Raw genomic sequence first — 24507 nt, 5'->3', positions numbered from 1 at the left:
AAACCGACCTTTTTCACTCCTCGGGTGGCGCGCGGCGCGCGCCACCCGAGGAAAAAAGCTCGATCAAAAAGGGCCGCGAGCGCGCCCTCGGCGCGCTCGCGGTGGATTGCGGTGCCGCGACCGCCGCTGCCACCGCGCCGCATCCGCACCGCCACCGGCCCGCACTGCACCGCTCCGCCACCGGCCCGCACTGCACCGCTCCGCCATCGCAACCGCACCGCTCCGCCGCCGCCACCGCACCGCACCGCTCCGCCATCGCAACCGCACCGCTCCGCCGTCGCCACCGCACTGCACCGCTCCGCCACCGCAACCGCACTGCACCGCTCTGCCATCGCAACCGCACCGCTCCGCCGCCGCCACCGCACTGTACCGCTCCGCCGCCGCGCAGCACTCCACTGCTCTGCGACCACATCCACGCCGTACCGCCACCGCACTGCACTGTACCGCCGCCGTACCCGCCCCGCTACCGCTCTACTACCGCACTGCGCCCCGCACCGCCCGGTCGAGAGTCTGACCGACCTCCACGTCGCCCCCGATCCCGTCGACCCACGTGCGGCACGCGACACGACACCACCTGCTCCGAACCCGTGATACGGCCGTCCACAGAACCCACTCACACCCCTGCTCCGCCCGAGGTCCACCGCCCTCACTCGGCGCCGTCCCAGTCGATCCAGTCCTGCTCCCAGCCCGTCTTCGCGAAGTACCCCTGCTGGGCGAACTCTCGATCCTCGCGTTCCGTCCGGTTGCGCACCGGCGCGTCCGGCTGTTCCCCGTCGACGAGCAGCGGCTGGAGCCCCACCGGTCCGAACTCCGCGACCGTCTCGTACCCGCTCGGTGCGTCCGGCTCGACGGCGACGACCGTCTGGTCGCCGCCACGCCCCCGTGGCATCACCAGTCGCCCGTCGTCGGCCAACTGGTCCACCAACGTCCGCGGCGGGGAGACGGCGGCCGCCTCGACGAGCACCCGGTCGAACGGCGCGTACTGCGGGAGTCCGTTCGACCCGTTCCGCCGGTCGACGAGCACCGCCTCGTACCCCGCCGACGCGAGGTTGCCGCGCGCCTCCCGCACCATCCCGCGAGCGATGTCGACCGCGTGGACGTGTCGTGCGCCCACGATCTCCGCCGCCACCGCCGCCGTGTACCCCACGCCCGCGCCGACGAGCAACAGGTCTTCCCCCGACTCGGCCGCCAACGCGTCGAACAGTCGCGCGACCGTCGCCGGCGAGAGCACTCGCGACCCGTCGTGGTCGCCCGTCCGGTTGGCGTACGGCGCCTCCGACACGAACGCCTCGCGGGGCACCGCCGCCATCGCCTCGCGGACCGACTCGCTGGGTGCCCGCCCCAGCGCGTGTTCCACCGCGTCGAGCATGTCCTCCCGGAGCAACTCCGGGTCCGGTCCGTCCATACCTCGCCTCCGCCGCGCGTCGTAATCAACTGCACGGTGCCGACACCACCGCCCGTCCCGAGCCCTCTTCACCTACGCGCCCGTCGCCGGGACCGTGTCACCCAGCGACTCGCCGGCCGTGATCGCTCACCGCGGCTGTCCGGAGCGTCACCCCGAGAACACCCGTGGTGCCTTCCGCGCCGCCGCCGCCCACGCGGACCTGATCGAACTGGACGTACGCCGGTGTGGCTCCGGCGAGTTGGTCGTCTTCCACGACGACACGCTCGACCGGCTGCTCGGTGTCGGCGGCTCCGTCGCGGAGACCGACCTCGCCGATCTCCGGTCGCACTCGGTACTCGACTCCACCGAACGAGTCCCGACGCTCGCCGAGGCGCTGGCGGCGATTCCAGCGGACACCGGCGTCAACGTCGAACTGAAGGAGACGGGGATCGCGGCCGACGTAGCCGCGTGCTGTGGGGATGCCGGCAACGAGATCCTCGTCTCGTCGTTCTCCGAGACCGCGCTCGAAGAGTGGCGGGCGGTCGCGGACGACCCGATCGCGTACGTGACCGCAGACGACGACTGGGACGCGGCGGTCGAGACCGCGACCGAACTGGGGTGTGACGCACTCCACCCGCAGTACGACCTCGTGCTCGGCCGCGAGTCGGCGGACGACGGGAACCGTGGCGAGTCTGCGGACGACGGGAACCGTGGCGAGTCTGCGGACGACGGCGGAGACGGTGGTACCGGTGGTGGAGGGGACGGCGAGCGAGCGCCGCGGGCACGGGTAGCGGCGGCACACGACGCCGACTTCGCGGTGAACGTCTGGACGATCCGGAGCCACGACCCGGTCGCGCCGCTGTGTCGTGCGGGTGTCGACGGGCTGATCGTCGACGACTGGGCGTACGCCGAAGATCGGTCTCGGTAGCGGAGCCGCCCCGGCTCTCACCCCGACATTCAAGTACCGAACCGGGACCACACACCCCGTGACCGACGACGACGTGACCGCGGTGCCGACGCTCCGGAGCGGCCGCGACCGCGGCGACGGGACGGCGACGTGCAGACGACCCGGCCGGACGGGACGGACGCTGCGGCGACTCCTCGGGGTCGTCGCCGTGGTGGCCGCGACTGCCGTCACCGTCTCCGGGGCGATCCTCGGGCTCGACGCACTCCTACGGGCGATCCCACTCGTCGGTGTCTCGGCCGGTGTCGTCGGTACCGCGGTCACGTGTCTCGACGCCGCGGCGGTCCACCCAGTGTCGTCGCCCCGTGGCCGTACCGGGAGACGGACGGCAGCGACGACCTCCGACCGACTCCGTGCCGGTGTCGGGAACGGTTTCACCGAGGCGGCCCTACGGACGGATATGGTACTGAAAGAGTCCGATCCGGCACTGTCGCTGGGCGACGAGGCACCGGCGTTCGACCTCCCGGGCGTCGACGGGGACTACACGCTCGCCGACTTCGCCGACTACGACGCGCTGTTGGTCGTGTTCACGTGCAACCACTGCCCGTACGCGCAGGCGAAGTTCGACCTGCTCAACGAGCTGGCTGCCGACTACGACGACCTCGCGGTCGTCGGGATCAACCCGAACGACGCCGAGGAGTACCCCGAGGACTCCGTCGAGTCGATGCGGGAGTACGTCGAGTCGGGCGAGGTGGCGTACGACGCCTACCTGCGCGACGAGTCACAGGCGGTCGCCCGCGAGTACGGCGCGGTCTGTACCCCCGATCCGTTCCTGTTCGCGAACGAGGACGGTACCTTCCGACTCGCCTACCAGGGGCGACTCGACGACGCACCGAACCCAGACGACGAGGCGACGGAGCTCTACGTCCGCGAGGCCGTCGACGCAGTGTTGGCGGGCGAGGCGGTGACGGTCGACCCGGGGCCGAGCCGCGGCTGCTCGATCAAGTGGCACGAGGAGTGAGCCGGTGACGCTCCGGCGTCGGGAACTTCGCCGAGTCGGGGGGTCCGCCGACGACCGACGGACCCGTCTCACGTCGGCCGACGCTCCGTGTCGACGACCGTCGCGTCTTCGTCGACGGTGACCGCGAGCGTCTCGTCGTCGAGTTCGAACTCGACGACCACCTGCGGCGGCGACTCGCTCACCACCGTCGTGATCTCGTCCCCCTCGCCGACGGGGTCGAACGCGTCCGTGTAGGCGTCTCGCGGGTCCTCCCCGTGGTCGTGGTAGAACCCGACGACGGCCGGGTGCCGGAACAACAGCGACGCGAGCCCGCCCAAGAACACGTTCCCACACCGGTCACAGACGCCACGGAACTGGTAGGCGGCGTCGGAGACGACGCCCTCGGTCGTCGACGGAGCCAGCGACGCCGTCACGTCTCCGTAACACAGCGGACAGTACCCGTCCGTCACCGCCTCCTGCAGGCGTCGCTGGTGAGCGGCGGCGACGTCGACGGCGTCGGCGAGCGACCGCCCCTCGAAGACACCCGCCGGCACTCCGGCGAGGAGAACGGGGTCATCGGACTCCGTACAGGAGACGATCAGGTAGCCGTCGTCGTACTGGACCGCCAGCCCACTGCCACACGAGGGACACGAGCGGTCGATCTCCGTCCGCTCGATCTCGTGGTCGCCGTACCCGCCGGCCAACACCGCTCCGGCGACCTCGACACCGGCCCACGTCGGTGCGTACGTCTCCTCGTCCAGTTTCGTCACGTACTGCCCGGTGAGCTTGTCGAGGTGGTAGTTGAACCGCCCGGAGTCCTCGACGTCGACGCGCTCGAACAGTTCGGTGAAGGTGAACCCCGGGATCAGGTCCTCGGCCGACGCCTGGTCCGCGTCCGCGAACGCCTCGCCGATCCGGCGCTGTTCGTCCGCGAACGCCCGGAGGATCTCGACGCGTGTCTCCTCGGCGACCGGCGCGAACACGTCCGCAGGGTGTGTCGTCACCGCGTCGGTCGCACCGGCCTCGTCCGTCTCGTCAGTGCTCACGGGCGACACCTACGACCCGACGACTATCAGCCTACCGGCGGCCCCGGCGGTGTCCGAGAGTCGGCCATCCCACTGCCTCGGAGCCGAGACGACAGTGGTCGGACGCGCCGCGACCCACGTCACGTCGTGGCCGTCGACACCACCCTCGCCGATCGACCGCCCGGACGTGTCAGATCGAGTTCAGAAGACGAGTTCTGAAAACCACTATGTACCGACGGCCACTGTAATCCCTCGTGATGCCACGGAGCGGTACCGGATCGAGACCGACGACGTATCGGGAGGCCGACAGATCGACGGCGACGGACGGCGTGCTCGTCGCGACGGGCGACGCGAACGGAGGTGTGTGCTCGTGAGCGGCGAGGCCGAGGGGACGGTCGAGAGTGACGCCACGAGAGCGGTCGCGGCCGAGGACGCGTTCGGTCCGACGGACGCGCTCCAGACGCTGACCACGTGGGTCCTGTTCGTCGCCACCGTCCTCGCCGGGGTGGCGCTGGCAGAGCCCGTCGCCACTGCGGGACTCGGCCTGGCGGTCGACAGCTCCTCCGTCGGGTCGCTGCGTCACCTGCTCGTCCCGTTCGCGGGTGGGCTCGTCGTGTTCTTCCTCCTCCAGCGGTACGACTACGGACGGGTCGCACTCCAGGCAGCCTTCCTCGGCTACCTCGCGTTCATGTTCGGGCGCGTGCTGATCGGGGCCGGTGTCGCGACGGCACCGCTGGCGTTCCTCCCACCACTGGCCGTCGTCGTGGTCCTCTGGCGACACCCGGAGTGGTACGTGGTGAACCTCGTCGGCGTCGCCTTCGGCGCCGTGATCGCGGCGATACTGGGGACGAGCTACGGCCCGTTGCCGGCACTCGTCGCGCTCGTCGGGTGGGCCGCGTACGACGCGTACGCCGTGTATCGGTCGGACGCGATGGAGACCATCGCGGCAGCCGGGCTGGAGATGTCGATTCCGGGGGCGTTCTTCGTCCCCGACCGACTCGACGCGTCGTTGCGCGAGTACCGACTCTCGTTCGAGGACGACGAGGCCACCGACGGAGACACCTCGGACGAGACGGACGGACCGGCGACGGACACGACGACCGCCGACGGTGACGAGACCGACGGTCCAGACTTCAAGATCCTCGGTGTCGGCGACGCGATGGTGCCGGGGTTCCTCGTCGTCTCCGCGACGTGGTTCCTCGACGCGACGCCGGTCGTGGCCGGCCTGAACTGGCCGGCGCTCGGGGCACTCCTCGGGAGTCTGGTCGGACTGGCGGTGCTGGAGGTGGTCGTCCGTCGCGTCGGTGGTGCGCACGCCGGGCTCCCGGCGTTGAACGCGACGACGATCGGAGGCTACCTCCTCGGCGCGCTCGTCGCCGGTGTCCCGCTCGCCACCGCAGTCGGCGTGTGAGTCGTTCGAGCCCGTCGGGCGGCCGCAGCCGAACCACACGAGTGAAACCCTCGCCACACGACACTCGGGTATGGACCTGTTCGGAACGGCGGGCATCCGCGGGAGTGTCGACGACCGCGTGACGACGGAGCTCGCGCTCGACGTGGCGCGTGCCGTCGGCGCCCACGCTCGCGAGGCCGACGACCGCGAGTTCGTCGTCGGACGCGACGGACGCACGACCGGCCCGGGGTTGGCGGCGGCCGTCGAGGCGGGGCTGGTGGCGGCCGGCGCCCGCGTCGAGCGGATCGGCGTGGTCCCGACCCCGACGCTGGCGTACGCCTCCCGCGGTCGCCGCGGCGTGATGCTCACCGCCTCCCACAACCCCCCGACGGACAACGGCATCAAACTGTTCGTCGACGGCGAGGAGTACGGCGAGACTGCCGAGTCGGAGATCGAGGCCCGCGTGGCGGCCGACGACGCCGACGCGACGACGTGGGACGAGTGGGGCACCGCCGGCCGCACCGACCCGCTGCCGGCGTACCGCGAGGCCGTCGCGACGTACGCCCGGCAGTTCGGTGCGGACCCAGCTGCCGACGACGACCCACTCCGCGTGGTCGTCGACTGCGGGAACGGCGTCGCGTCGGTGGCGACCCCACAAGTACTGCGCGAGTTGGGCGCGGAGGTGGTGACACTGAACGCGAACGTCGACGGCCACTTCCCCGGCCGCGAGTCGAAACCCACCGCGGAGACCTTGACGGACCTCCGGGCGTTCGTCGCGGACGACGAGGCGGCGGCGTTCGGGATCGGCCACGACGGCGACGCCGACCGGATCGTGATCTGTGACGGGGACGGCGAGGTGGTCCACGAGGACACGATCCTCGCGATCCTCGCGGAGGCGTACGTCCGCGAACGCGAGGTGGCGGACCCGGTCGTCGTCACCACGCCGAACGCCTCCGGGCGGATCGACGAGCGCGTCGCGGCGGCCGGCGGGCGCGTCGAGCGCGTCGCGCTCGGCTACCTCCACGACGGGATCGCGGCGGCCCGCGCCGACGGCGGCGACGTGGCGTTCGCCGCGGAACCGTGGAAACACGTCCACACCGCCTTCGGCGGTTGGATCGACGGCGTCGCCAGCGCGGCCGTCTTCACGCGACTGGTCGCCGCGTCCGGGCTCGACGCGCTCCGGGAGCCGGTCACCGAGCGGCCGTACCGCAAGGAGAGTGTCTCCTGTCCCGACGCGGCGAAGGCCGACGCGATGGAGCGACTGGCGACGACACTGCCCGAAGCGTTCCCGGAGACGACCGCGAACACGGAGTACGGCGTCCGACTGACCTTCCCGGACGACTCGTGGGTGCTCGTCCGCCCTAGCGGGACGGAGCCGTACGTCCGCGTGTACGCCGAGAGCGACGACGTCGACGCCGTGATCGAGACGGCGACCGACACCGTCGCCGCCGCCGTCGCCGCCGCCGCCGACGCCTGAGTCCGGTGCCGTCGGACGTCTCGAGCTCGTCTCGTCACACGACGGGTTCGCTCGCGGTTCGTACTCCGCAGTCCGTCGCTCGATTCCGGAGCGACGGCCGAGATAGGTGAGTGGCGTAGAGACACGACCGCCGGTACCGACACGCCTCCGAGATTACGTATATCCGGCCGCCGAGCGCCGGTTTCGCGCACGTTTCGGGGACGCCGAGCGTGAGTCTTATACCGGAGAACGACACCTCTACGAGTGGACATGGCACGCGACATCGACAGGCGGCAGTTCGTCCGTGCGGCGGGGCTCGGCGGACTCGCGGGACTCGCTGGCTGTACAGGCGGCGGGGGCGGTGGCGGTGGCGGCGGCGGCACCGAGACGGCGGCGGCCGACGTCAACGTCGGGATGGTGTACGCCACCGGCGGGTTGGACGACGGGTCGTTCAACGACCAGGCCCAGCAGGGGCTCCAGCAGGCGAAGGAGGACTTCCCCGTCGCCTCCAGTCGGACCCAGCCGAGCGAGGTCTCGCAGTTCAAGAACTACCAACAGCAGTTCGCACAGTCGACCGACCCCGACTACGACCTGGTGTGTTGTATCGGGTTCCTGCAGACGGACGCGCTGAAACAGACGGCGAAGTCGTTCTCCGACCAGCAGTTCATGATCGTCGACAGCGTCGTCGAGTCCGACAACGTCGCCTCCTACGTGTTCAAGGAGCAGGAGGGGTCGTACCTCGCGGGACTGCTCGCGGGACTGGTGTCGACCTCGACGTTCACCGCCGGTGGCGGCGAGAGCGGCGGGAACGGCAACGTCGGCTTCGTCGGCGGCGTCGAGGGGTCGCTGATCAAGAAGTTCGAGGCCGGCTTCCTGGCCGGCGTCGACTCGTTGGACTCGAACATCCAGACGCAGTCGACGTACGTCGGCTCCTTCTCCGACCCGCAGGGTGGGAAGGAGGCGGCGCTGTCGATGTACAACAACGACGCCGACGTGGTGTACCACGCCTCCGGGAACACCGGGACCGGCGTGTTCCAGGCCGCACAAGAGCAGGGGAAGTTCGCCATCGGCGTGGACCGGCGCCAGTCCGTGACGAAGTCCTCGTACGCGGACGTGATCCTCGGCTCGATGGTCAAGCGCGTCGACACGGCCGTCTACAACGCCATCGAGTCCGTCGTCGAGGACGCCTACGAGGGCGGGAGCGTCCAGACGCTCGGGCTCGCCAACGACGGCGTGTCGCTGGAGTACGGCGACCAGCTCGGCGGCGAGGTCGCCGAGGACGTGAAGTCACAGATCTCGAGTGCCCGCGAGGCGATCGTGAACGGCGACGTGACGGTGCCGACCGACCCGTCCGGCGTCTGAACTCGGGATCGATCACGAGGGTCCGAATCACGGTCCACCCTACCTGCGGCCCGCCCGGGCCGCGTAGCACCGGCCGTCGCACCCTCCGTTTTCGTACTGTTCACGCCGTCTGTCGGCCAGAACGCGGGGTTTATTGACCGACCGGCGAAACGGGGCACAGGATGGTCGAAGCGGTTCGTCTGGAACGGATCACGAAACGGTTCCCCGGCGTCGTCGCCAACGACGAGGTGACGCTGTCCGTCGAGCGTGGCTCCGTCCACGCGCTCTTGGGGGAGAACGGGGCCGGCAAGACGACCCTGATGAACGTCCTCTACGGGTTGTACCGCCCCACGGAGGGGTCGGTGTACGTCGACCCCGACGGACTCGAGACGGACGCGACGGGCGACGTGCGCGCGCCCCCGTCGACGTTCGACTCCCCGCGGGACGCCATCGAGGCCGGGGTCGGGATGATCCACCAGCACTTCATGCTGGTCGACACGATGACGGTCGCGGAGAACGTCACGCTCGGCGACGAGCCGACGAAGTGGGGCGGCCTCGCGGTCGACCGCGAGGCCGGCCGCGAGGCGGTGCGAGACCTCTCGGACCGGTACGGCTTCGACGTGGACCCGGACGCACAGATCGCGGACGTCTCCGTCGGCGTCCAACAGCGCGTCGAGATCCTCAAGGCGCTGTACCGCGGCGCGGACGTGTTGATCCTCGACGAGCCGACGGCGGTGCTCACCCCACAGGAGGTCGAAGACCTGTTCCGCGTCTTCGAGGAACTGACGGCGGCCGGGAAGACGATACTCTTCATCACCCACAAACTCGGCGAGGCGATGGATGCCGCCGACGACGTGACCGTGTTACGCGACGGGGAGAAGGTCGGCACCGTCGACGCGAACACGACCACGCGCGAGGAGTTGGCGGAGATGATGGTCGGCCGTGGCGTCGTCTTGGAGACGGAGACGCCGGCCGTCCGGCCCGGCGAGACGGTGCTCGACGTCTCCGAGTTGGTCGTGACGGACGACCGCGGCGTGCGAGCGGTCGACGGCGTGAACCTGGCGGTTCGCGAGGGGGAGATCCTCGGGATCGCCGGGGTCGACGGCAACGGCCAGTCGGAGTTGATCGAGGCCGTCACCGGGCTCACGCGGCCGGAGGCCGGGGAGATCCGACTGGACGACGAGTCACTGCGCGGCGTCTCGCGGCGCGAACGCGCCCGCCGCGGGATGGCGTACGTCCCCGAAGACCGTCAGGAGCGCGGGCTGGTGATGCCGTTCGACCTCACCGCGAACGGGCTGCTCGGGAGCCAACACGACGAGCCGTTCTCGCGTGGGGGCCGGATCGACTGGACGACGACCCGCGAGCACGCCGCGGCGATCGTCGAGGAGTACGACGTGCGCCCGCCGGACCCCGACGCCAGCGCGGAGTCGCTGTCCGGCGGCAACCAACAGAAGTTCGTCGTCGGCCGCGAGGTGGCCCGCGACCCGTCGTGTCTCGTCGCCTCGCACCCGACGCGGGGGGTCGACATCGGCTCGACGGAGTTCATCCACGATCGGCTGATCGACCTCCGTGGCGGCGGCACGGCCATCCTCCTCGTCTCCTCGAAACTCGACGAGGTGCGGGAGCTGTCGGATCGCCTCGCCGTGATGCACCAAGGGTCCGTCGTCGACGTGGTGGACCCGGACGCGGTCTCCGAGGAGCAACTCGGCCTGTTGATGGCCGGCGAGGACGCCGAGACGGTGCCACGCGTCGAGCGCGTCGCCGCGACGACACCCGCGGACGGGACCGCGGGTGACGCGTCGGGCGAGGCACCTGGCGCCAGCGCCGATGCGACGGACGCGGGGACGGCGCCGACGGACGCGACAGACACGTCAGGTTCGGCGACGGGCGACCCCGACACGTCACCGGTCACGGCCGGCGGCGACGAGGAGGTGCGGGACGGTGAGTGACGCCGGCTCGACCGGGGTGACGCCCGGCGACGACGGGGACGGGGGCGGCGACCTCGCGACACGACTCCGGACGGTGCTCGACCGGCTGACGAGTGCCTCCGCCCGCGAGCGGGTGGCGATCTCGGTGTCGGCGCTGCTGCTGTCGGTCGCGGTGGGGGCGGTGTTGATCTACACGGCCGGGCTGGTCGCGGGCTGTTCGCGGGCGGCGTTCTTCGGCTCCTGTTACGACCCGCTGGTCGTCTACGACCAACTGTTCCTCGGCGCGTTCGGGAACCCGCTGGCGGACCCGACGAACGGCAAACTCGCGACGACGCTCGGGGAGACGACGATCCTCGTGTTCACCGGGCTCTCCGTCGCGGTCGCGTTCAAGGCGGGCGTGTTCAACATCGGGACGCAGGGCCAGATGGTCGTCGGCGGGCTGGCGACGGCGGTCGTCACCTACGCCGCCTCACAGGCGGTGACCGGGCTCGTCGGCACGCTCGTGATCCTCCCGCTGGGGGTGGCGACTGGCGCCGTCTTCGGCGGGCTGTACGGGGCGATCCCGGGTGCGCTGAAGGCGTACGCGGACGCCAACGAGGTGATCACGACGATCATGCTCAACTTCGTGGCGACGAACGTCGTCTTGTACCTCGTCCAGGCGGAGTTCAAGGACCCGGAGAGCTTCGCCACGCAGACCCGGACGCTGCCGGCGTTCGCGCAGTTCCCGCGGGTCGTCTTCCCCGAGACCGCGGACTTCTCCGTGGTGGCGTTGGCGCTGGCGATCACGCTGGCGGTCGCGGCGGCGTACCTGCTGGCGGCGACCGCGTTCGGCTACGACGTCCGCACGAGTGGGCTCCAGCCGCCGGCCGCGGAGTACGGCGGCGTCGACGCCTCGCGGACGGTCGTCGCGGCGATGACGCTGTCGGGTGCCCTCGGCGGGATCGGCGGCGCGGCGTACGTGATGATGAAACTCGGCAACTTCCAGACGAACGTGCCGGCGTACGGCTTCGACGGCATCACCGTCACCATCCTCGCGGGCAACAACCCGATCGGCGTGTTGGCCGCCGGGCTGCTGTTCGGCGTCCTGAAGTCCGGCTCGATCAACGTCAGCGTCGCCACCGACGTACCGCCGGAACTCGTCGGCGTGATCCGCGGGCTGATCGTGTTGTTCGTCGCGATGCCGGAGTTCTTCCGGCTGCTCGGGCGGCGCTACCTCCCGGACGACGCCGGGTCGGAGGCCGTCGCCACCGACGGCGGCCGGCCGGTCGGGGACACGGACGGTCCGGAGACTGGTGACACCGCCGCGGACGCGACGACGGAGGGACAGACGACCGACGACACGATACCGGATACGGCGACGGGCTCGACGGCTTCCGACGACACGGCCGCACCCGAGGGAGGTGACGACCGATGAGTGACGATCCGACGGCGGGAGACGACGGGCGTTCGAACCAGATCGACGGAACCGAGTCGACGGAGACCGACGAGTCGGTGCCGGACGCGGAGTCGACGGACCCCGACACGACGGACGCAGAGTCCGAGCCCGACACGACGGACGCGGAGTCGACGGACACCGGCTCGTCGGTCGCGGATCGGCTCGCGGACGCCAGCCTCGGCCAGTTCGTCGCGGGCGTCGTGCTGGCGGCGTTCGGGGTGCTGGTGGCGATCGGCGTGGCGGCGCCGTCGTCGACGGCGGGACAGGTCGTCTCGATCCTCTTCGCGAAGGGGACGCTGGCGGCGACGCTCCGCCGGACGGTGCCCATCGCGTTCGCGGCGCTGGGCGGGATCTTCGCGGAGAAGTCCGGCGTCATCAACATCGGGCTGGAGGGGCTGCTCATCATCTCGGCGTTCGTCGCCGCCGCCGTGACGCAGTTCACTGGGAGCGTCTGGGTCGGACTCGCCGGGGGTGTGTTCGCCTCGACGCTGCTCGCCTTGCTGTTCGCGGTCGCGTGTATCGAGTTCCGGGCCGACCAGATCATCGCGGGGCTGGCGATCTGGCTGATCGCGTTGGGGTTGGCGCCGTTCGCCTCCGTCGTGATCTTCGGGTCGAAGAACTCCCCGACGATCCCCTCGTTCGGGACGGTGACGGTGCCGGTCCTGTCGGAACTCCCGTTCCTCGGGGCGTTGTTCGACGCCTCCCCGACCGTGTACATGCTGTTCGTCGCGGTCGCGGGGTCGTGGTGGCTGCTCCGGCGGACGACGTTCGGTCGGTGGGTACGCGCCTCCGGCGAGAACCCGTCTGCACTCGACACCGCGGGCGTGAACGTCTCGCGGGTGCGGTACGCCGCGGTCCTGTTGTCGGGTGTGTTGTCCGGGTTCGGCGGCGCGGCGCTGTCGATCTCGTTGCGCGGGTTCACCGGCGCGGGGGCGACGATGGTCAACGGGCGCGGGTTCATCGCCATCGTCGCGTACCTGTTCGGCAACTACGACCCGATCGGCGCGCTGCTGTCGACGATGCTGTTCACCTCGCTCACTCAGCTCCAACTCGGGTTGCAGGCCGGCGGCGTGTTGTCGATCCCCGGCCCGCTCGTGCGGACGATCCCGTTCGTGACCGTGATCCTCGTGTTGGCGCTGTTCGGGAAGACCCGCATCCCCGCCGCCGCGGGCGACCACTTCGAGTCCGGCGAGGAGTAGCGACGCCGGGTGCCCCGTCTCTTCTCGACTCGCGGGCGTTCGACGACTCACGGACCTCTCGCTCGTCTCTCGTCGCCCCGACACAAGACTTGTACCCGCCGTCGGAGAGTCGTCACACGTGCCCGAACACACGCCCTCCCGTCGCGGCCTCCTCGCCGCCGTCGCGGCCGTCGCGGCCGGCGGCTGTCTCGACCGCGTCGCAACCCCGGCGACGGAGACACCCGGCGACACCAGGCGGCCGCAGTCCGACACCGAGTCCGCCGACGCCGACCCGACCGCCCGGTCACCCACCGACGAGACACCGACCGCACGTGCCGTCTCCGTGACCCCCACCCACGCCGACGTGGGGCCGGACTGGCCGACGCCGACGGCGGGAGCGACCGCCGGCTACGCGAGCGACCCGGTCGCGACCGTCGCCGTCGGCAGCGACGACGCCCGTCCGCCGGACGTCGAGCCCCACGAGGTCGTGATCCGCAACGCGACCGACGCAGAGCGACGTGTCGAAACGCGCGTCTGGCTGAACGGGGAGAGTGTGGTCGACCGCACAGACGCGCTCCCCGCGGCGGGCGAACTGCTCGTCGACCTCCGCGAACCGGGGCGGTACGTCATCGCCGTCCGGGCGGACCGCGACGACCGTGGCGTGGTCGTCTCGAACCGCGAGCGGGAGTGGTTCGACTGCAACGAGTCGGCGACGACCGTCGCGGTCCGGCAGACGGGCTACGCCCGTGGGTTCATCACGACGTCGTTGGCGTGTGCGACCCCGTGACCGACCGGTGAGTCCGGCCCCGCCGTCGGCGACGGGCGACGCGGCCGCCTCGTCCAGTCGGCGAGGCAGCCACGCCCCGGGGTATTATGCCCACACGTCTCGTCGCGGGTGACGATGGCTGGAAGCAAGTCCGTCGTGATCGCCGCGCTGATCGCGAACGGTGCGATCGCGGTGTTGAAGTTCTTCGCCTTCCTCGCGTCGGGGAGCCCGTCGATGCTCTCGGAGGCGTACCACTCCGTCTCCGACACCGGGAACCAGGTGTTCCTGTTGATCGGTATCCGGTACTCTGCGCGGGAGGCGACGCAGACACACCCGTTCGGCTACGGCAAGGCACAGTTCTTCTACTCGTTTCTCGTCTCCGTGCTCCTGTTCGGCATCGCCGGGTGGGAGTCGTTCAAACACGGCTACTCCGCGCTGACGAGCCACGGCGGCCACGGCGGCGGCCCACGCGAGGTCGTGATCGCCGGGATCGACTTCACGGCACTAGTGCCGCTGTCGACGTTCCAGTTGAGCGTCGGCGTGTTGAGCGCCGCCATCGTCTTCGAGACGTGGGCGCTCGCCAAGGCGAACGGGGAACTCCAGCGGCAGATCGAGACGTACGACTGGTCCGGGATCCGCGAGGCGTTCCGGGAGACGAGCGACGTGACCACGCTGACGGCGTTCACCGAGGACGCCGTCGCACTCGGCGGCGCCGTCATCGCGCTCGTCGGGATCGTGCTCACCCGCGTCACCGGTGTCGAGGCGTTCGACGCCGCGACGGCGCTGTTGATCGGACTCCTCCTGATGGGGTTCGCGCTCGCGCTGGCGTGGCAGAACAAGCGGCTCCTGTTGGGTGAGTCGCTGTCTCCGGGACGCGAAGACGCACTCCGCGCGGCGGCCGCCGACACCGACGGCGTCGTCCACGTTGACGCGCTCCGGACGATGTTCGTCGGTGCCAGCCAGGTGCTCGTCACCGCCGACGTGAGTTTCGACCCGGATCTCGACACCGCGGGTGTCGACGCCGCGACCACCGCCGTCGAGAGCGCCCTCCGCGAGACGGACGACCGCGTCTCGATCGTCTACGTCGAGGCGGAGGGGTGAACGGCACGCCGACGACGAACGCTCCACGGCGAGTCGATCAGGTGACGAAGAACAACAGCGCCGACAGCGCCAGCGACGTGAGGACGACGGAGGCCGCCAGCGCCCCACCCATCTGGACGGCGGCGTTGGCGTGGCTGGCGAGCGTCTCCGTGCGGTCGTTGCCGAAGACGGTCACCTCGGCGTGTTCCGTCGCCATCGCGGCCTCGGCGGGTTCGAGGTCCGCACACGCCGCCTCCGTCGCCTCGCGGACCACCTCGACCAGCGGCTCCCAGTCGATCTCGTCGCCGACCTGGTTCTCCGCCTCCACCGTGTTGACGATGTGGGTGTCCGTCGTCAACACCTCCGCGTCGTCGACGCAGTCGAGTGCGTCCACCAACTCGCCGCGCAGCCCCGGTTCCATGTTGTTGCCGTCGATCAACACGTAGGCGGTCCGCTGGCCGTCCACTTCGGTCACCATCGCACGCACTCCGAGCGGGCCGACACCGTCCTCGGGGTCCCACCGCGTCTCGACGTGACCGACGCCGACCGACAACTCGCCGCGTGGTGCCGTCGCGAGCCGCTCGCCCGCCTCGCCGGCGGCACCCATCATGTCGAACGACCGGCTGGAGCCGGGCGTGACGTGACCGAGGTCCGGCCCCTCCAACCCGTCGTTGGAGTTGTGTGCGTCCGCGAGCAGTACGTCGTCGAGACCGCTGGTGCGGGCCTCGGCCGCCGCGGAGAGCCCGACGGCGTACTCCACGTCGTCGGCGTACCCCGGCGCGAACGTCGAGACCAACACCGCGTCGTCGCCGAACGCCTGCCCGAGCACCGACGCCTCGCCAGAGTGGGTACGGACGCTCTGGGTCGCGCGGTCCGTGTACGACAGCTTCGCGTCCGCGCGCTCGGCGGCGTCCAACAGCCGGTCGACCTCCCGCTCGGTGACGAGGTTGAAGTCGTGGCCCGCGGTGGCGTGTGGCGGGAAGCCGACCCCCTCTACCTCCTCGGCGACACGCAGCGGGAGGTTCCCGCCGCCGATCTCGCCCATCGGCCCCGGGTGGATCATCGGCAACACCCACCGCGCCTTCTCCGTCCCGTCGGGGCGGCGGACACCCAACACGGTCACCGGGACGACCGCCTCCTCGCCCAACTGCTCGAAGAAGTCCTCCAACTCGCGGCTCCCTTCGGTGATGTGGCCGACGAACCCCTGCAGGAAGTCCAACACGGACACGCCCAACGACTCCCGCCACGGGCGGTCGACGACGTAGAGGAACACCCAGACCGCGCCGGCGTACAGCACGCACGTCGCAGCCAACAGCAGGAAGTGGTCCGGCGAGATCGCCGACAACTCCGCGGGCGCCTCCTCCGGGCGCGAGAGGTAGGTGTTCAGGAACGCCCGCTGGATCGGGCCACCGATCTCGACGAGGCGGAGTGTCCCGCTGTAGACGAACAACAGCAGCGCGGAGACGGCCGTCTGGATGCTCGCCGGGATCGCGGCGACCGGGATCGACGACCGCGAGATGGCGACGATCACCAGCAGTCGCAGCGCGAAGACGGACGCGAGCGCGACGACGAGACTGTCGAAGACGAACGTCTGGTCGAGCGGCGTGAGGTACGCCACCGTCGCCGCGACCGCGAGGACCGCGACGAGCAACACCTCACACGCCAACGCGAGCAGCATCGCGCGGTCCGGGGACAGTTTCCCCCCGACGTACCGGTCCACCCACGCGGTCCCGATCCCGGCGACGACGGTCGGGACCCCGACGAAGAACACGCCCTCCCACGCGTCGCGGCCGACGAAGAGGACGCCGCGCCACACCTGCGCGGACTCCGGGCGCTCGAAGGCCCCGACGCCCGCGACGGCCGCCAACAGCAGGGCGACGGCCACGCTGCGGTACCACGAGGGGGCCCGGAAGACGAACCGCGACAACCCCGCGAGGTTGCTCTGTGAGGCCGTCATCGTCCACACGGTTCGACACGGTGGGTACTAAAACGACGCTGTTTCCGTGTGTCGAGCGTCGGACGCCGTCGCCGACAGCCGAGACGCCGTCGCCGACAGCCGAGACGACGAGTAGCGTCCGGATTCTCGATCAGTCGAGGTGGGCGGTCGCGGCGCGGATCTCGCTCACGTCGGCGGTCGTCTCGAAGGCCGTCCCGGCGTAGTGAGCGCGTGTGGCCTCGTGGCCCGCCTCTCGGAGCGCCGCGACGAACTCGTCCATCGCCGACGCGGGTCGCCCCCACAGTTCACACAGCCGGTGTTGGTCGTAGTGGGTCGGTGTCCCGAGTTCGCTCGCGACCGTGTCGAGCAGTCGCCGTGCGCGCTTCGCCTCGCCCATGTCGTCGGTGACGTGTTCGCGGACGGCCGTCGTGAACGCCGTGTCGGCGACCTGGCCGAGCCAGAGCGGGCCGGCGGTGACGACGCGGTCCCCGTCACAGTTGGGACACGTCTCGGGACTGTCGGCGAGCAGGCCGTGCTCGTGCTCGCGGTACAGACAGTCTTGACAGTGAGCGACGTGACCGAGTTCGGCGACAGCTTCGTTGGCCGCGGTCGCGGAGTGGTCGACGGCGAGGTAGGTGCGGGCGTAGTGGCGGGAGACGTGCGAACACACCGGCGTGAGGGCCACGTCGTGTTTCGCCCCCGTCCGGACGAGCGACGACAGCAGTACGCGCAGGCCCATCTCGGGGTGGTACTCCGTGTTGCGCGGTGTCGTCTCGTAGCGACGGCGCCCACTGTCGAAGTGCGCGCCACACAGCGGCGCGGTGTCGGTGGCCGTGACACACAGCAACTCGCGGGCACACCGCGTCGCGGCGTCTGCGAACGGGACGGGCGAGCCGTACGGGTCCACGTCGACCACGTCGAACGACTCCCGGTGCATCCGTACGTTGGCGTCCTCGTGGACGACCCGCGCGTCGGGGTAGCTCGCGAGGTTCTCGCGCGCCAACGCGACGGCGTCCGGGTCCACGTCGGCGCCGACGGCCGTGTACCCCGCCGCCGCGGCTCGCGTCGCCCTGATCCCCGAGGCCGTGGTGGCGTCGAAGTACGTCGCGTCGACGGACGGCGTGGCGTCTCCCGGTTCGTTCGTGTCGTCACCGCCGTCGCCGCCGGACGTCCCGTCACCGGCGTCCGGATCGCCACTGCCTGTCGCACCGCCGCGACCGGGCTCGGTCCCGTCGTCGCGGCGCTCGGCGTGGGCGCGCAACACCGCGACGGTCACGTCCCGGTTGAGCTCCATCTCCGGGTTGTAGAACACCGCGTCGCTCGTCCCGGCGCTGGCACCGTCGCGCGCCTCCTCGACGCGGACGGTCACGCCGCCTTCCGTGATCTCGGTCACACCCCGAGGTGGGTCGGTGGCGTGGAAAACTGTTGTCTCACGGGCGTGCCGCGGCTCGTGACTCGCTCGGGCTCCACAGTCGCGGTCGACGTACTCGGTCCGTCCTACCGCGGTTCCCAGTCGCTGCAGGCGTCCATGTCGTCCATCACCACGTCGTGGTGCCCGCAGTACGGCTCCATCCCGTCCTCGGTGCGAACGTACTGGAAGTGGGCACAACTCCCGCAGTAGGAGTCCGCGGGACTGTCGGGTGCGGGGTCGTCCGCGCCGCGTCCACGGGGTCCACCTGGCCCACCCGGACCGCTCGGGCCGCCGGTCGACGACCCCGGATCGTCGTCCGTCAACCCGGTGATCGACTCCGACGTCGCGCCGCCGTCGCTCACACTCGGGTCCGCGCCGCCGACCGCTCCGTCGCCGCCTGCCCGCCCGGAGCCGAACCCGCCAGACGAGCCGCCCGTCGGCGAGCCACCGGACCCGGGACCACCCGTCGGCGAGCCACCGCGACCACTCGAACTGCCAACGGTGTCGACGCCGGCGTCACCGGTCGACTCGCTCCCGGACGGCGAGTCGCCACCGGTCCTCGACCGACCGCGCGTCCCGACGGAGTCGACGCCACCTCGTCCACCCGAGTCGTCGGCCGGACGCGACGCACTCCGACCGCTCGCGTCGCCGGAGCCGTCGATCCGTTCGACACCCACGTCGCCGCTCCCGGTCGCCGGACGGCCACCGACGCCGCGCCCGTCGGTGGCACTGCCGGCGGCGTCGTCGGCTCGTGCGTCGGGACGGTTCGTCTGTGTCTCGACGTTGCCGTCCGGTGTGTCCCCGAAGAAGCCGATGCCGCCACCGGTCGCTCCCGCGTCCTCGTCGAGTTCCTCGCGTGGTACCTCGATCACCTTCGTCTCGCCGCCGCGGGTGACCTCCAACCGGACCGTCCCGCCGGGCTCGTCGCGTGTGGTCACGTTGGCGACGCCCGCGAACAGACACCAGAACGTCGTGATGACGCCGAGGAAGTACACTGCCGCCGTCGGCAGGGTGAGGTTCGGCGAGCCACACGGCGCGCCGGCCCACTGACACGGGTAGGCGTGGGCGAACAACGAGACGCCGAACACGGAGACGCCGGCACCGACGACCGCCGCCGCACGAGTGACGCGTGCCGCCGGCAACACGGCGAACACCCCGAGGAACACCGCCGGCACGCCCAGTCCGCCGAGGACACCCGCGAGCCACCGGGCGTCCCGGAGCGCCGCCGTCCCCCCGGGCGAGCGCGTCCCGAAGTAGATGCCGACGAGCACGAGGAGCGACCCACCGAGGAACATCCCGACCCCGAGGTAGAGCCGCCGCAGGTCGGCCCCCTCGCCGACCGTCTCCTCGTACGCGTCCGCCAGACTAGTCATACGCCACGGTTGGACACGGTGTTACAAAACACTGCGTCAGACGCTCGCACGACGAGCGCGTGGGTGAGCGAGCACACCGCGCCGCGGGTCGTCGCGAGCCTGGCACAGACGAGCCGGCGGGGGAGACGGCGAGCCTAGAGCGGACGATCGGACGACACGGACAGCGAGTGCGGAGCAGACGATCCGAAGAGGTTACACGGAGCGGTGTCGAACCGCGGGGTATGAGCGACGACGAGGAGGAGGAGACGGAACCGGCCGTCGAACTCGGCGACGGGCCGGTCGTCGAGGGTGCACCGCTGGCACGGGTCGCGTCGCGACTCACGTGGCCACAGGAGCAGTCGCGGATCGTCGACAAGGAGGGTGACGTGACGATCCGGACCCCCGACGGCCCACGCGAGTTGGCGGCCGTCCTCGAGGCGACCGACGAGACGTACTTCGACACGCGACAGACGTTCGTCCAGGCGGTCCGCGAGGAGGTCGGCCACGGCCCCGTCGAGACGGCGGAGTGAGGCCGGGAGTCTCTCTCCCGTCGACGACGTGTGGACAGCGAGTGTGACGGCGGACCGGTCGCCGTCGCGCCCGCCGGTGCCGAAAGACACGAGTCGCCGAGTGACGACGCTGGGGTGTGGAGAAGATCACACTCGACGCGGGGTTCGACTCGTTCGACGAACAGTGGGCCCCGCGGCTGGCGGCGACGCCCAACGACCACGAGGTGAAACTCGCCCGGATCGAGGGGGCGTTCGTCTGGCACAGCCACCCGGACAGCGACGAACTGTTCCTCGTCCACGAGGGGACGGTGACCGTCGAGCTACGCGGCCACGACGACGTGACGCTGTCCGCGGGGGAGTTGTTCGTCGTCCCGGCCGGCGTCGAACACCGCCCGGTCGCCGACGAGGAGGCGAAGATCCTGCTGTTCGAGGCCGAAGACACCCGCAACACCGGCGACACGGGGGGCGAGCGCACCCAGACGGGGACGCCGACGCTCGCCGTCGGCGCGGAGGGTGGCGGAGCATCCGACACGGAGTGAGACGAGGTGTTCGACACGGAGTGAGACGAGGTGCTCGACAGGCGGTGAGACGCGACCCGTTCGAGTGTCGACTCACTCCGACGCCGTCGCGAGGCGGCGGCGTTCTCGACGGAGGATCGCCTCCCACACCGACAGCAACGTCGACTGGAGCCGGTAGGTGACGTTCACGTCCCGGACCCACGCGTCGTCGCCGAACAGCGCCCGCTGGACGCGCCGCGTCTCCGGCGAGAGTGCCGCGTCGGGATCGTCCCCGCGCCGGCCGTAGTGGACGGCGGACTCCCGGATCGTCCGAGCGAGTAGGTCCGTCGGAACCGACAGCCCGCAGATCGCGGCCACGTCGCGGAGCCACTCCACGTGGAGGATCGCGTCCGCCAGCAGGAACCGCTCCGCGAAGCCCAACTCGTCGAGCGTCGCCGAGAGCGGCGTCCCGTCGACGACGATCTCTCCCGGGGTCGTGAACGTCGGTCGCTCGACGGTGTAGCCGGCCTCGCGTGCCCGGTCGGCGTACGGCGCCGCGACGGCCGCGAGGCGTCGCTCGGCGAGTCGGATCGGCCCGGCGAGCGCGAGGCGGTACCACCGCGGCGTGTACCGGAGGAACGGCCGACCGAACGCGGCGTCGCCGAGCAGTGTGCCGGCGATCGTGGCGGCGACGGCCGGGTCCGGGTCCGTGTCGTCGGCTCGCATCGCCGCCACGCCGCGGTCGCGGTGTGCGGGGAGGTCACCGACGGGCCAGTCGAGCGTCCGCGCGACGCGGAGCGTGTACTCGGTCCCGGCACGGAACCAGTCGGCGAAGTCCGACGGCTCCCGCGCCGAGAGCAACGGACGGAGTGTCACGGTGACACCTCGCCGCGGACGGAGAGGTGTCTGTCGGTTCGCGGTGGCGGGCGGGTGTCTGTCGGTTCGCGGTGGCGGGGTCGATACGTCAGTCGACGCCACTCGGGTCGCCGGCGTCCGTCCCGTCCGTCCCACTCGCCGCGTCGCTCGAACTCGTGCCTCCGTCACCCCGACCGGTGTCGTCGTCGCCGTCGGTCGTCCCGACAGTGCCGTGTTCGGTCTCGTCTGTGTACTCCGCCGGGAGGCCGCCGTCTTCGAGGGGGTCGGTGCCGATCTCGACACCCTCATCGGTCTCGGGGACGAAGGCGTCGCCGGTCGCGAGGTCCGGCAGCACGTGTTTCAGGAACTGGACGCCCGCCACCACGAGCAGCGGGCCGAGGAACAGCCCGTACCAGCCGAAGTAGGAGGTTCCCAACACGTAGCCGAACAACACCAACCCGGAGTGGAGCGACCGGCCGGAGATCAGTGGCCGCAACAGCGTCTGCGGGACGATGTCGAGGAAGACGAACGCACCAACGAGGAAGGCGATCGGGTAGCCGAGCCACGCGTCCGCCTGCACCGCGTTCCACACCAACAGCGCCGTCGCCGGGAGGTACACCAACTTCCCGACGACCAGTGGGACGAACGTCGCCAACCCGGTGGCGACGCCCAACAGCGTCGGAACGGGCAGCGACACGGCCGCCGGAGCGAGGAGGTTGTAGGCGTTGTAGCCGACGACGGAGGCGACGGTGACCCCGACGACGGTGAGGACGTTCCCGAAGTACACCGTCTCGAGATCCGCGTCGATCCCACGCAGGAAGACGTACGCCGTCGAGTCGCCGGCTGCGACCTCCGACCGGAACCACTCCTCGACGCGGTGGCCGTCCTGCAACAGGAAGAACGTCAGCGCCAGCGCCAACGACAGTCGCAAGAGCGCGCCGCCGACGAAGCCGATGGGTCCGAGCACCGACGAGACGCGCCGGCCCAGTCGAACCACGCCGTCGATCTGTGAGGCGACCTGCGACGGGTCGTCGGCCACCGCCGTCACCGCGGTCGGGTTGTCGACGAACCGTGCCAACACCATCTGTGCCGTCTCCGTGCCGAGCGTCGCCAGCAGTTCGTCGACCAGCAGCGTCCCGCCGTACACCAACACCACCAGCAGCGGGAGCGCCGCCACCACCATCGTCGCTGTCGTCGCCTCGACGCGACTGTCGGCGTACGGACGGAACCGCCGGTCGATCGGTCTGATCGCGTAGTAGACGAACAGCCCGAAGACGAACGTGCCGACGAACGCGCGGACCACCAGCCCGACCACCAGCGCCAGCGCGCCGCCGACGACCCACCACACGGCACGTCGGCGGTCGATCCCCAGCCCCTCCGCCGTCGGCTCGACCATGTGTGTCGTGCCGGCACCCCAGTACAAGTTCTTTCCGCCGGGCGCGGCCGTGGTGACGACGCGTCGACGGACGCACCACCACGCGGTGGTGTCCCGAGGTCGACTCACTCGGCGAGCTCGTCCGCCAACCCCCACTCTGCGGCACGGTCGCGTGCCTCGGCGCGTGCCGCCGTCCGGAGCGCCGACACGCGCTCGTCGTCCGCGAGGAACGCTCCGAGCGCGGTCGGTGTCTCCGGCTCGTCCGCCGAGGCCGGTCTCGTCGCGTCCGAACCGGGAGTGAACCCGGCGTTCTCGACCGCGTCGGTCGTCGCCTCCTCCGCGAGTGCGTCGCGCGAAACCCGATCGGCCGGTGCCCTGGCGCGTGTCTCGGCCGCCAGTCGGTCGTCGGCGGCCAGGCGACGTGCCGGTGCACCGGGGGAGACGCGACAGTCTTCGTGGTCGTGGACGGTGTCGAGTGCGTCCGGCTCCGTCTGGTACACTTCGACGCGTGGCGGTGCCGGTGCCGCGAGTGCGTCGAGTGCGTCCGCGCCGCCTCGCTGGGTGCGCGTCTCGTAGGCCAACACGGGGATCCCAGCCGCGAGCGTCACGACACCGCGGGTCGCGTCGGTCGACAGGAGTCGGTCACCGGACTCGACGACCACGTAGCCGGTCCGCTCGGCCGTAAGCGCCCGCGAGAGCGGTGTGGCGAGCGACGCGACCGTGTGTGCCCGCAGCAACGACCCACGTGGCACGGGGAAGCGGTCGGTCACGGCCCCGCCGGCACCACGTCCCGGAACCGGTCCGCGACGCGGCCCGGCCGTCTCGGCTCGGGGTCCAGCGTCGCCGCCGCCTCGCGGAACGCACTCGCTGCCCGCGACTCGGGAGCGTGTGTCAACAGCGGCTCGCCCGCGTCGCGGGCCGCACGGACCACGTCGCTGTCCGGTACCGTCGCCAGCGTTCCGGCACCGAACTGCCGTTCGACGCGGTCCGCGACGCGCCCGAGGTCGCCGTGGACCTTGTTGAACACGACACCGGCGGTCTCGGTCCCGTACGACCGCGCGTACTCACCGACCTTGAGCCCGTCCGACACCGAGGGGATGGTCGGCTGCAACACCACGACCACGCGATCCGCGAGCACTACCGGGAGCACCGCAGAGCGAGCGGCCAGGGTGGCCGGGGAGTCGAGTAACAACACGTCACAGTCGCCCGCCAACGCGGCGACGACGTGCCGGAGGCGGTCGGGGTCGGCGGCCTCGAACGCGGCCAGACTCGTCCCGCACGGCACCACGGTCATCCCGTGACGCTCGTAGGTCGCCGCCGACACGGCCCCGTCGGTGTCCGCAAGGAGGAGGTCGTGGAGCGTCGTCTCGGCGTCGGTCAGCCCCGCGTGGAACAGGAGGTTCGCCATCCCCGTGTCCGCGTCGACGACCGTCACGTCGTACTCGCGGGCCAGCGCCATCCCCAGTGCCAGCGTGCTCGTCGTCTTCCCCGTCCCACCCTTCCCGCTGGCGACCGCGAACACCTCGACCATACGCCCCGTGGTCGCCCCCCGGTACGTAAGGCTACGCCGTCGTGTCGGCGATCCGAACGGACAGACGGCCGGACCCGCGGTGTGTGACAGACACTCGGGAGGCGCCGTGAGACGGCCGTCTGGGCCGAACCCGTAAATCCCTTGTGGTGGGAGT

21 protein-coding genes are annotated in these 24507 nt (G+C 70.9%); 12 read left to right on the top strand and 9 right to left on the bottom strand.

Going from position 1 to position 24507, the window contains the following annotated elements:
• Nucleotides 1–646: 646 nt before the first annotated feature.
• Nucleotides 647–1405 carry a protein-L-isoaspartate O-methyltransferase family protein gene (locus RYH80_RS06320; RefSeq protein ID WP_370903005.1) on the bottom strand — a complete coding sequence of 253 codons (759 nt, stop codon included), beginning with the start codon at nucleotides 1403–1405 and terminating at the stop codon, nucleotides 647–649.
• 94 nt (nucleotides 1406–1499) lie between these two features.
• Here RYH80_RS06320 and RYH80_RS06315 point away from each other — a divergent pair, with 94 nt between their 5' ends.
• Together RYH80_RS06315 and RYH80_RS06310 are read left to right on the top strand one after the other, a co-directional pair.
• The gene (locus RYH80_RS06315) at nucleotides 1500–2312 is read left to right on the top strand and encodes a glycerophosphodiester phosphodiesterase (protein ID WP_370903004.1); all 813 of its coding nucleotides are present in this window, start codon (nucleotides 1500–1502) and stop codon (nucleotides 2310–2312) included.
• A gap of 436 nt (nucleotides 2313–2748) precedes the next feature.
• On the top strand, nucleotides 2749–3309 hold the full coding sequence (locus tag RYH80_RS06310; RefSeq protein WP_370904666.1) for a thioredoxin family protein: 561 nt from the start codon (nucleotides 2749–2751) through the stop codon (nucleotides 3307–3309).
• A 68-nt stretch (nucleotides 3310–3377) separates the two neighbouring features.
• Here RYH80_RS06310 and RYH80_RS06305 read toward each other — a convergent pair whose 3' ends face one another.
• Nucleotides 3378–4334 (bottom strand): DUF7351 domain-containing protein, encoded by a 957-nt coding sequence (locus RYH80_RS06305; protein WP_370903003.1) that lies wholly within the window; start codon nucleotides 4332–4334, stop codon nucleotides 3378–3380.
• A 349-nt stretch (nucleotides 4335–4683) separates the two neighbouring features.
• Here RYH80_RS06305 and RYH80_RS06300 point away from each other — a divergent pair, with 349 nt between their 5' ends.
• From RYH80_RS06300 to RYH80_RS06265, 8 genes are all read left to right on the top strand, one after another.
• On the top strand, nucleotides 4684–5724 hold the full coding sequence (locus tag RYH80_RS06300) for a presenilin family intramembrane aspartyl protease PSH (protein WP_370903002.1): 1041 nt from the start codon (nucleotides 4684–4686) through the stop codon (nucleotides 5722–5724).
• Between the two features lie 70 nt (nucleotides 5725–5794).
• On the top strand, nucleotides 5795–7180 hold the full coding sequence (locus RYH80_RS06295) for a phosphohexomutase domain-containing protein (protein WP_370903001.1): 1386 nt from the start codon (nucleotides 5795–5797) through the stop codon (nucleotides 7178–7180).
• Nucleotides 7181–7429: 249 nt separating this feature from the next.
• Entirely contained in the window at nucleotides 7430–8521 is a 1092-nt protein-coding gene (locus RYH80_RS06290; RefSeq protein ID WP_370903000.1) for a BMP family lipoprotein, read from the top strand.
• A 161-nt stretch (nucleotides 8522–8682) separates the two neighbouring features.
• Nucleotides 8683–10449: an ABC transporter ATP-binding protein gene (locus RYH80_RS06285; protein WP_370902999.1), complete on the top strand. Its 1767-nt coding sequence runs from the start codon at nucleotides 8683–8685 to the stop codon at nucleotides 10447–10449.
• Nucleotides 10442–11842, top strand: coding sequence for an ABC transporter permease (locus RYH80_RS06280; RefSeq protein WP_370902998.1), 1401 nt, complete (start codon nucleotides 10442–10444; stop codon nucleotides 11840–11842). The genes RYH80_RS06285 and RYH80_RS06280 overlap by 8 nt, the downstream gene beginning before the upstream one ends.
• Nucleotides 11839–13062, top strand: coding sequence for an ABC transporter permease (locus RYH80_RS06275; RefSeq protein ID WP_370902997.1), 1224 nt, complete (start codon nucleotides 11839–11841; stop codon nucleotides 13060–13062). Before RYH80_RS06280 ends, RYH80_RS06275 begins: the two co-directional genes overlap by 4 nt.
• A gap of 118 nt (nucleotides 13063–13180) precedes the next feature.
• Nucleotides 13181–13828: a hypothetical protein gene (locus tag RYH80_RS06270; protein ID WP_370902996.1), complete on the top strand. Its 648-nt coding sequence runs from the start codon at nucleotides 13181–13183 to the stop codon at nucleotides 13826–13828.
• A 114-nt stretch (nucleotides 13829–13942) separates the two neighbouring features.
• Nucleotides 13943–14908 carry a cation diffusion facilitator family transporter gene (locus RYH80_RS06265; RefSeq protein WP_370902995.1) on the top strand — a complete coding sequence of 322 codons (966 nt, stop codon included), beginning with the start codon at nucleotides 13943–13945 and terminating at the stop codon, nucleotides 14906–14908.
• Nucleotides 14909–14945: 37 nt separating this feature from the next.
• On the opposite strand, the gene RYH80_RS06260 is transcribed toward RYH80_RS06265, so the two are convergent.
• The 3 genes from RYH80_RS06260 to RYH80_RS06250 all read right to left on the bottom strand — a co-directional run bounded on the left by RYH80_RS06260 (nucleotide 14946) and on the right by RYH80_RS06250 (nucleotide 19607).
• Complete coding sequence (locus RYH80_RS06260; RefSeq protein ID WP_370902994.1) at nucleotides 14946–16844, bottom strand: DUF2070 family protein; 1899 nt, start codon at nucleotides 16842–16844, stop codon at nucleotides 14946–14948.
• Between the two features lie 130 nt (nucleotides 16845–16974).
• The gene (locus RYH80_RS06255) at nucleotides 16975–18216 is read right to left on the bottom strand and encodes a tRNA (guanine(26)-N(2))-dimethyltransferase (RefSeq protein WP_370902992.1); all 1242 of its coding nucleotides are present in this window, start codon (nucleotides 18214–18216) and stop codon (nucleotides 16975–16977) included.
• Between the two features lie 104 nt (nucleotides 18217–18320).
• Entirely contained in the window at nucleotides 18321–19607 is a 1287-nt protein-coding gene (locus RYH80_RS06250) for a cell division protein CdpA domain-containing protein (RefSeq protein ID WP_370902991.1), read from the bottom strand.
• A 221-nt stretch (nucleotides 19608–19828) separates the two neighbouring features.
• Here RYH80_RS06250 and RYH80_RS06245 point away from each other — a divergent pair, with 221 nt between their 5' ends.
• Nucleotides 19829–20116: a DUF5789 family protein gene (locus RYH80_RS06245; RefSeq protein WP_370902990.1), complete on the top strand. Its 288-nt coding sequence runs from the start codon at nucleotides 19829–19831 to the stop codon at nucleotides 20114–20116.
• A gap of 116 nt (nucleotides 20117–20232) precedes the next feature.
• Nucleotides 20233–20634 carry a cupin domain-containing protein gene (locus RYH80_RS06240; protein WP_370902989.1) on the top strand — a complete coding sequence of 134 codons (402 nt, stop codon included), beginning with the start codon at nucleotides 20233–20235 and terminating at the stop codon, nucleotides 20632–20634.
• A gap of 72 nt (nucleotides 20635–20706) precedes the next feature.
• Here the strand turns inward: RYH80_RS06240 and RYH80_RS06235 are convergent, their stop codons facing one another.
• The 4 genes from RYH80_RS06235 to RYH80_RS06220 all read right to left on the bottom strand — a co-directional run bounded on the left by RYH80_RS06235 (nucleotide 20707) and on the right by RYH80_RS06220 (nucleotide 24353).
• Nucleotides 20707–21468: a DUF8116 family protein gene (locus RYH80_RS06235; protein WP_370902988.1), complete on the bottom strand. Its 762-nt coding sequence runs from the start codon at nucleotides 21466–21468 to the stop codon at nucleotides 20707–20709.
• An 88-nt stretch (nucleotides 21469–21556) separates the two neighbouring features.
• Nucleotides 21557–22843, bottom strand: a complete 1287-nt coding sequence (locus RYH80_RS06230) for an AI-2E family transporter (protein WP_370902987.1) — start codon at nucleotides 22841–22843, stop codon at nucleotides 21557–21559.
• Between the two features lie 104 nt (nucleotides 22844–22947).
• Complete coding sequence (locus tag RYH80_RS06225) at nucleotides 22948–23592, bottom strand: DUF8054 family protein (RefSeq protein ID WP_370902986.1); 645 nt, start codon at nucleotides 23590–23592, stop codon at nucleotides 22948–22950.
• Complete coding sequence (locus RYH80_RS06220) at nucleotides 23589–24353, bottom strand: nucleotide-binding protein (protein ID WP_370902985.1); 765 nt, start codon at nucleotides 24351–24353, stop codon at nucleotides 23589–23591. The genes RYH80_RS06225 and RYH80_RS06220 overlap by 4 nt, the downstream gene beginning before the upstream one ends.
• Nucleotides 24354–24507: the final 154 nt, after the last annotated feature.

It is taken from the genome of Halobaculum sp. MBLA0147 (assembly GCF_041361345.1).
Taxonomy (GTDB): Archaea; Halobacteriota; Halobacteria; order Halobacteriales; family Haloferacaceae; genus JAHENP01.
The sequence above is the reverse complement of the archived record's forward strand: the minus strand, read 5'-3'. Positions and strand labels throughout refer to the sequence as shown.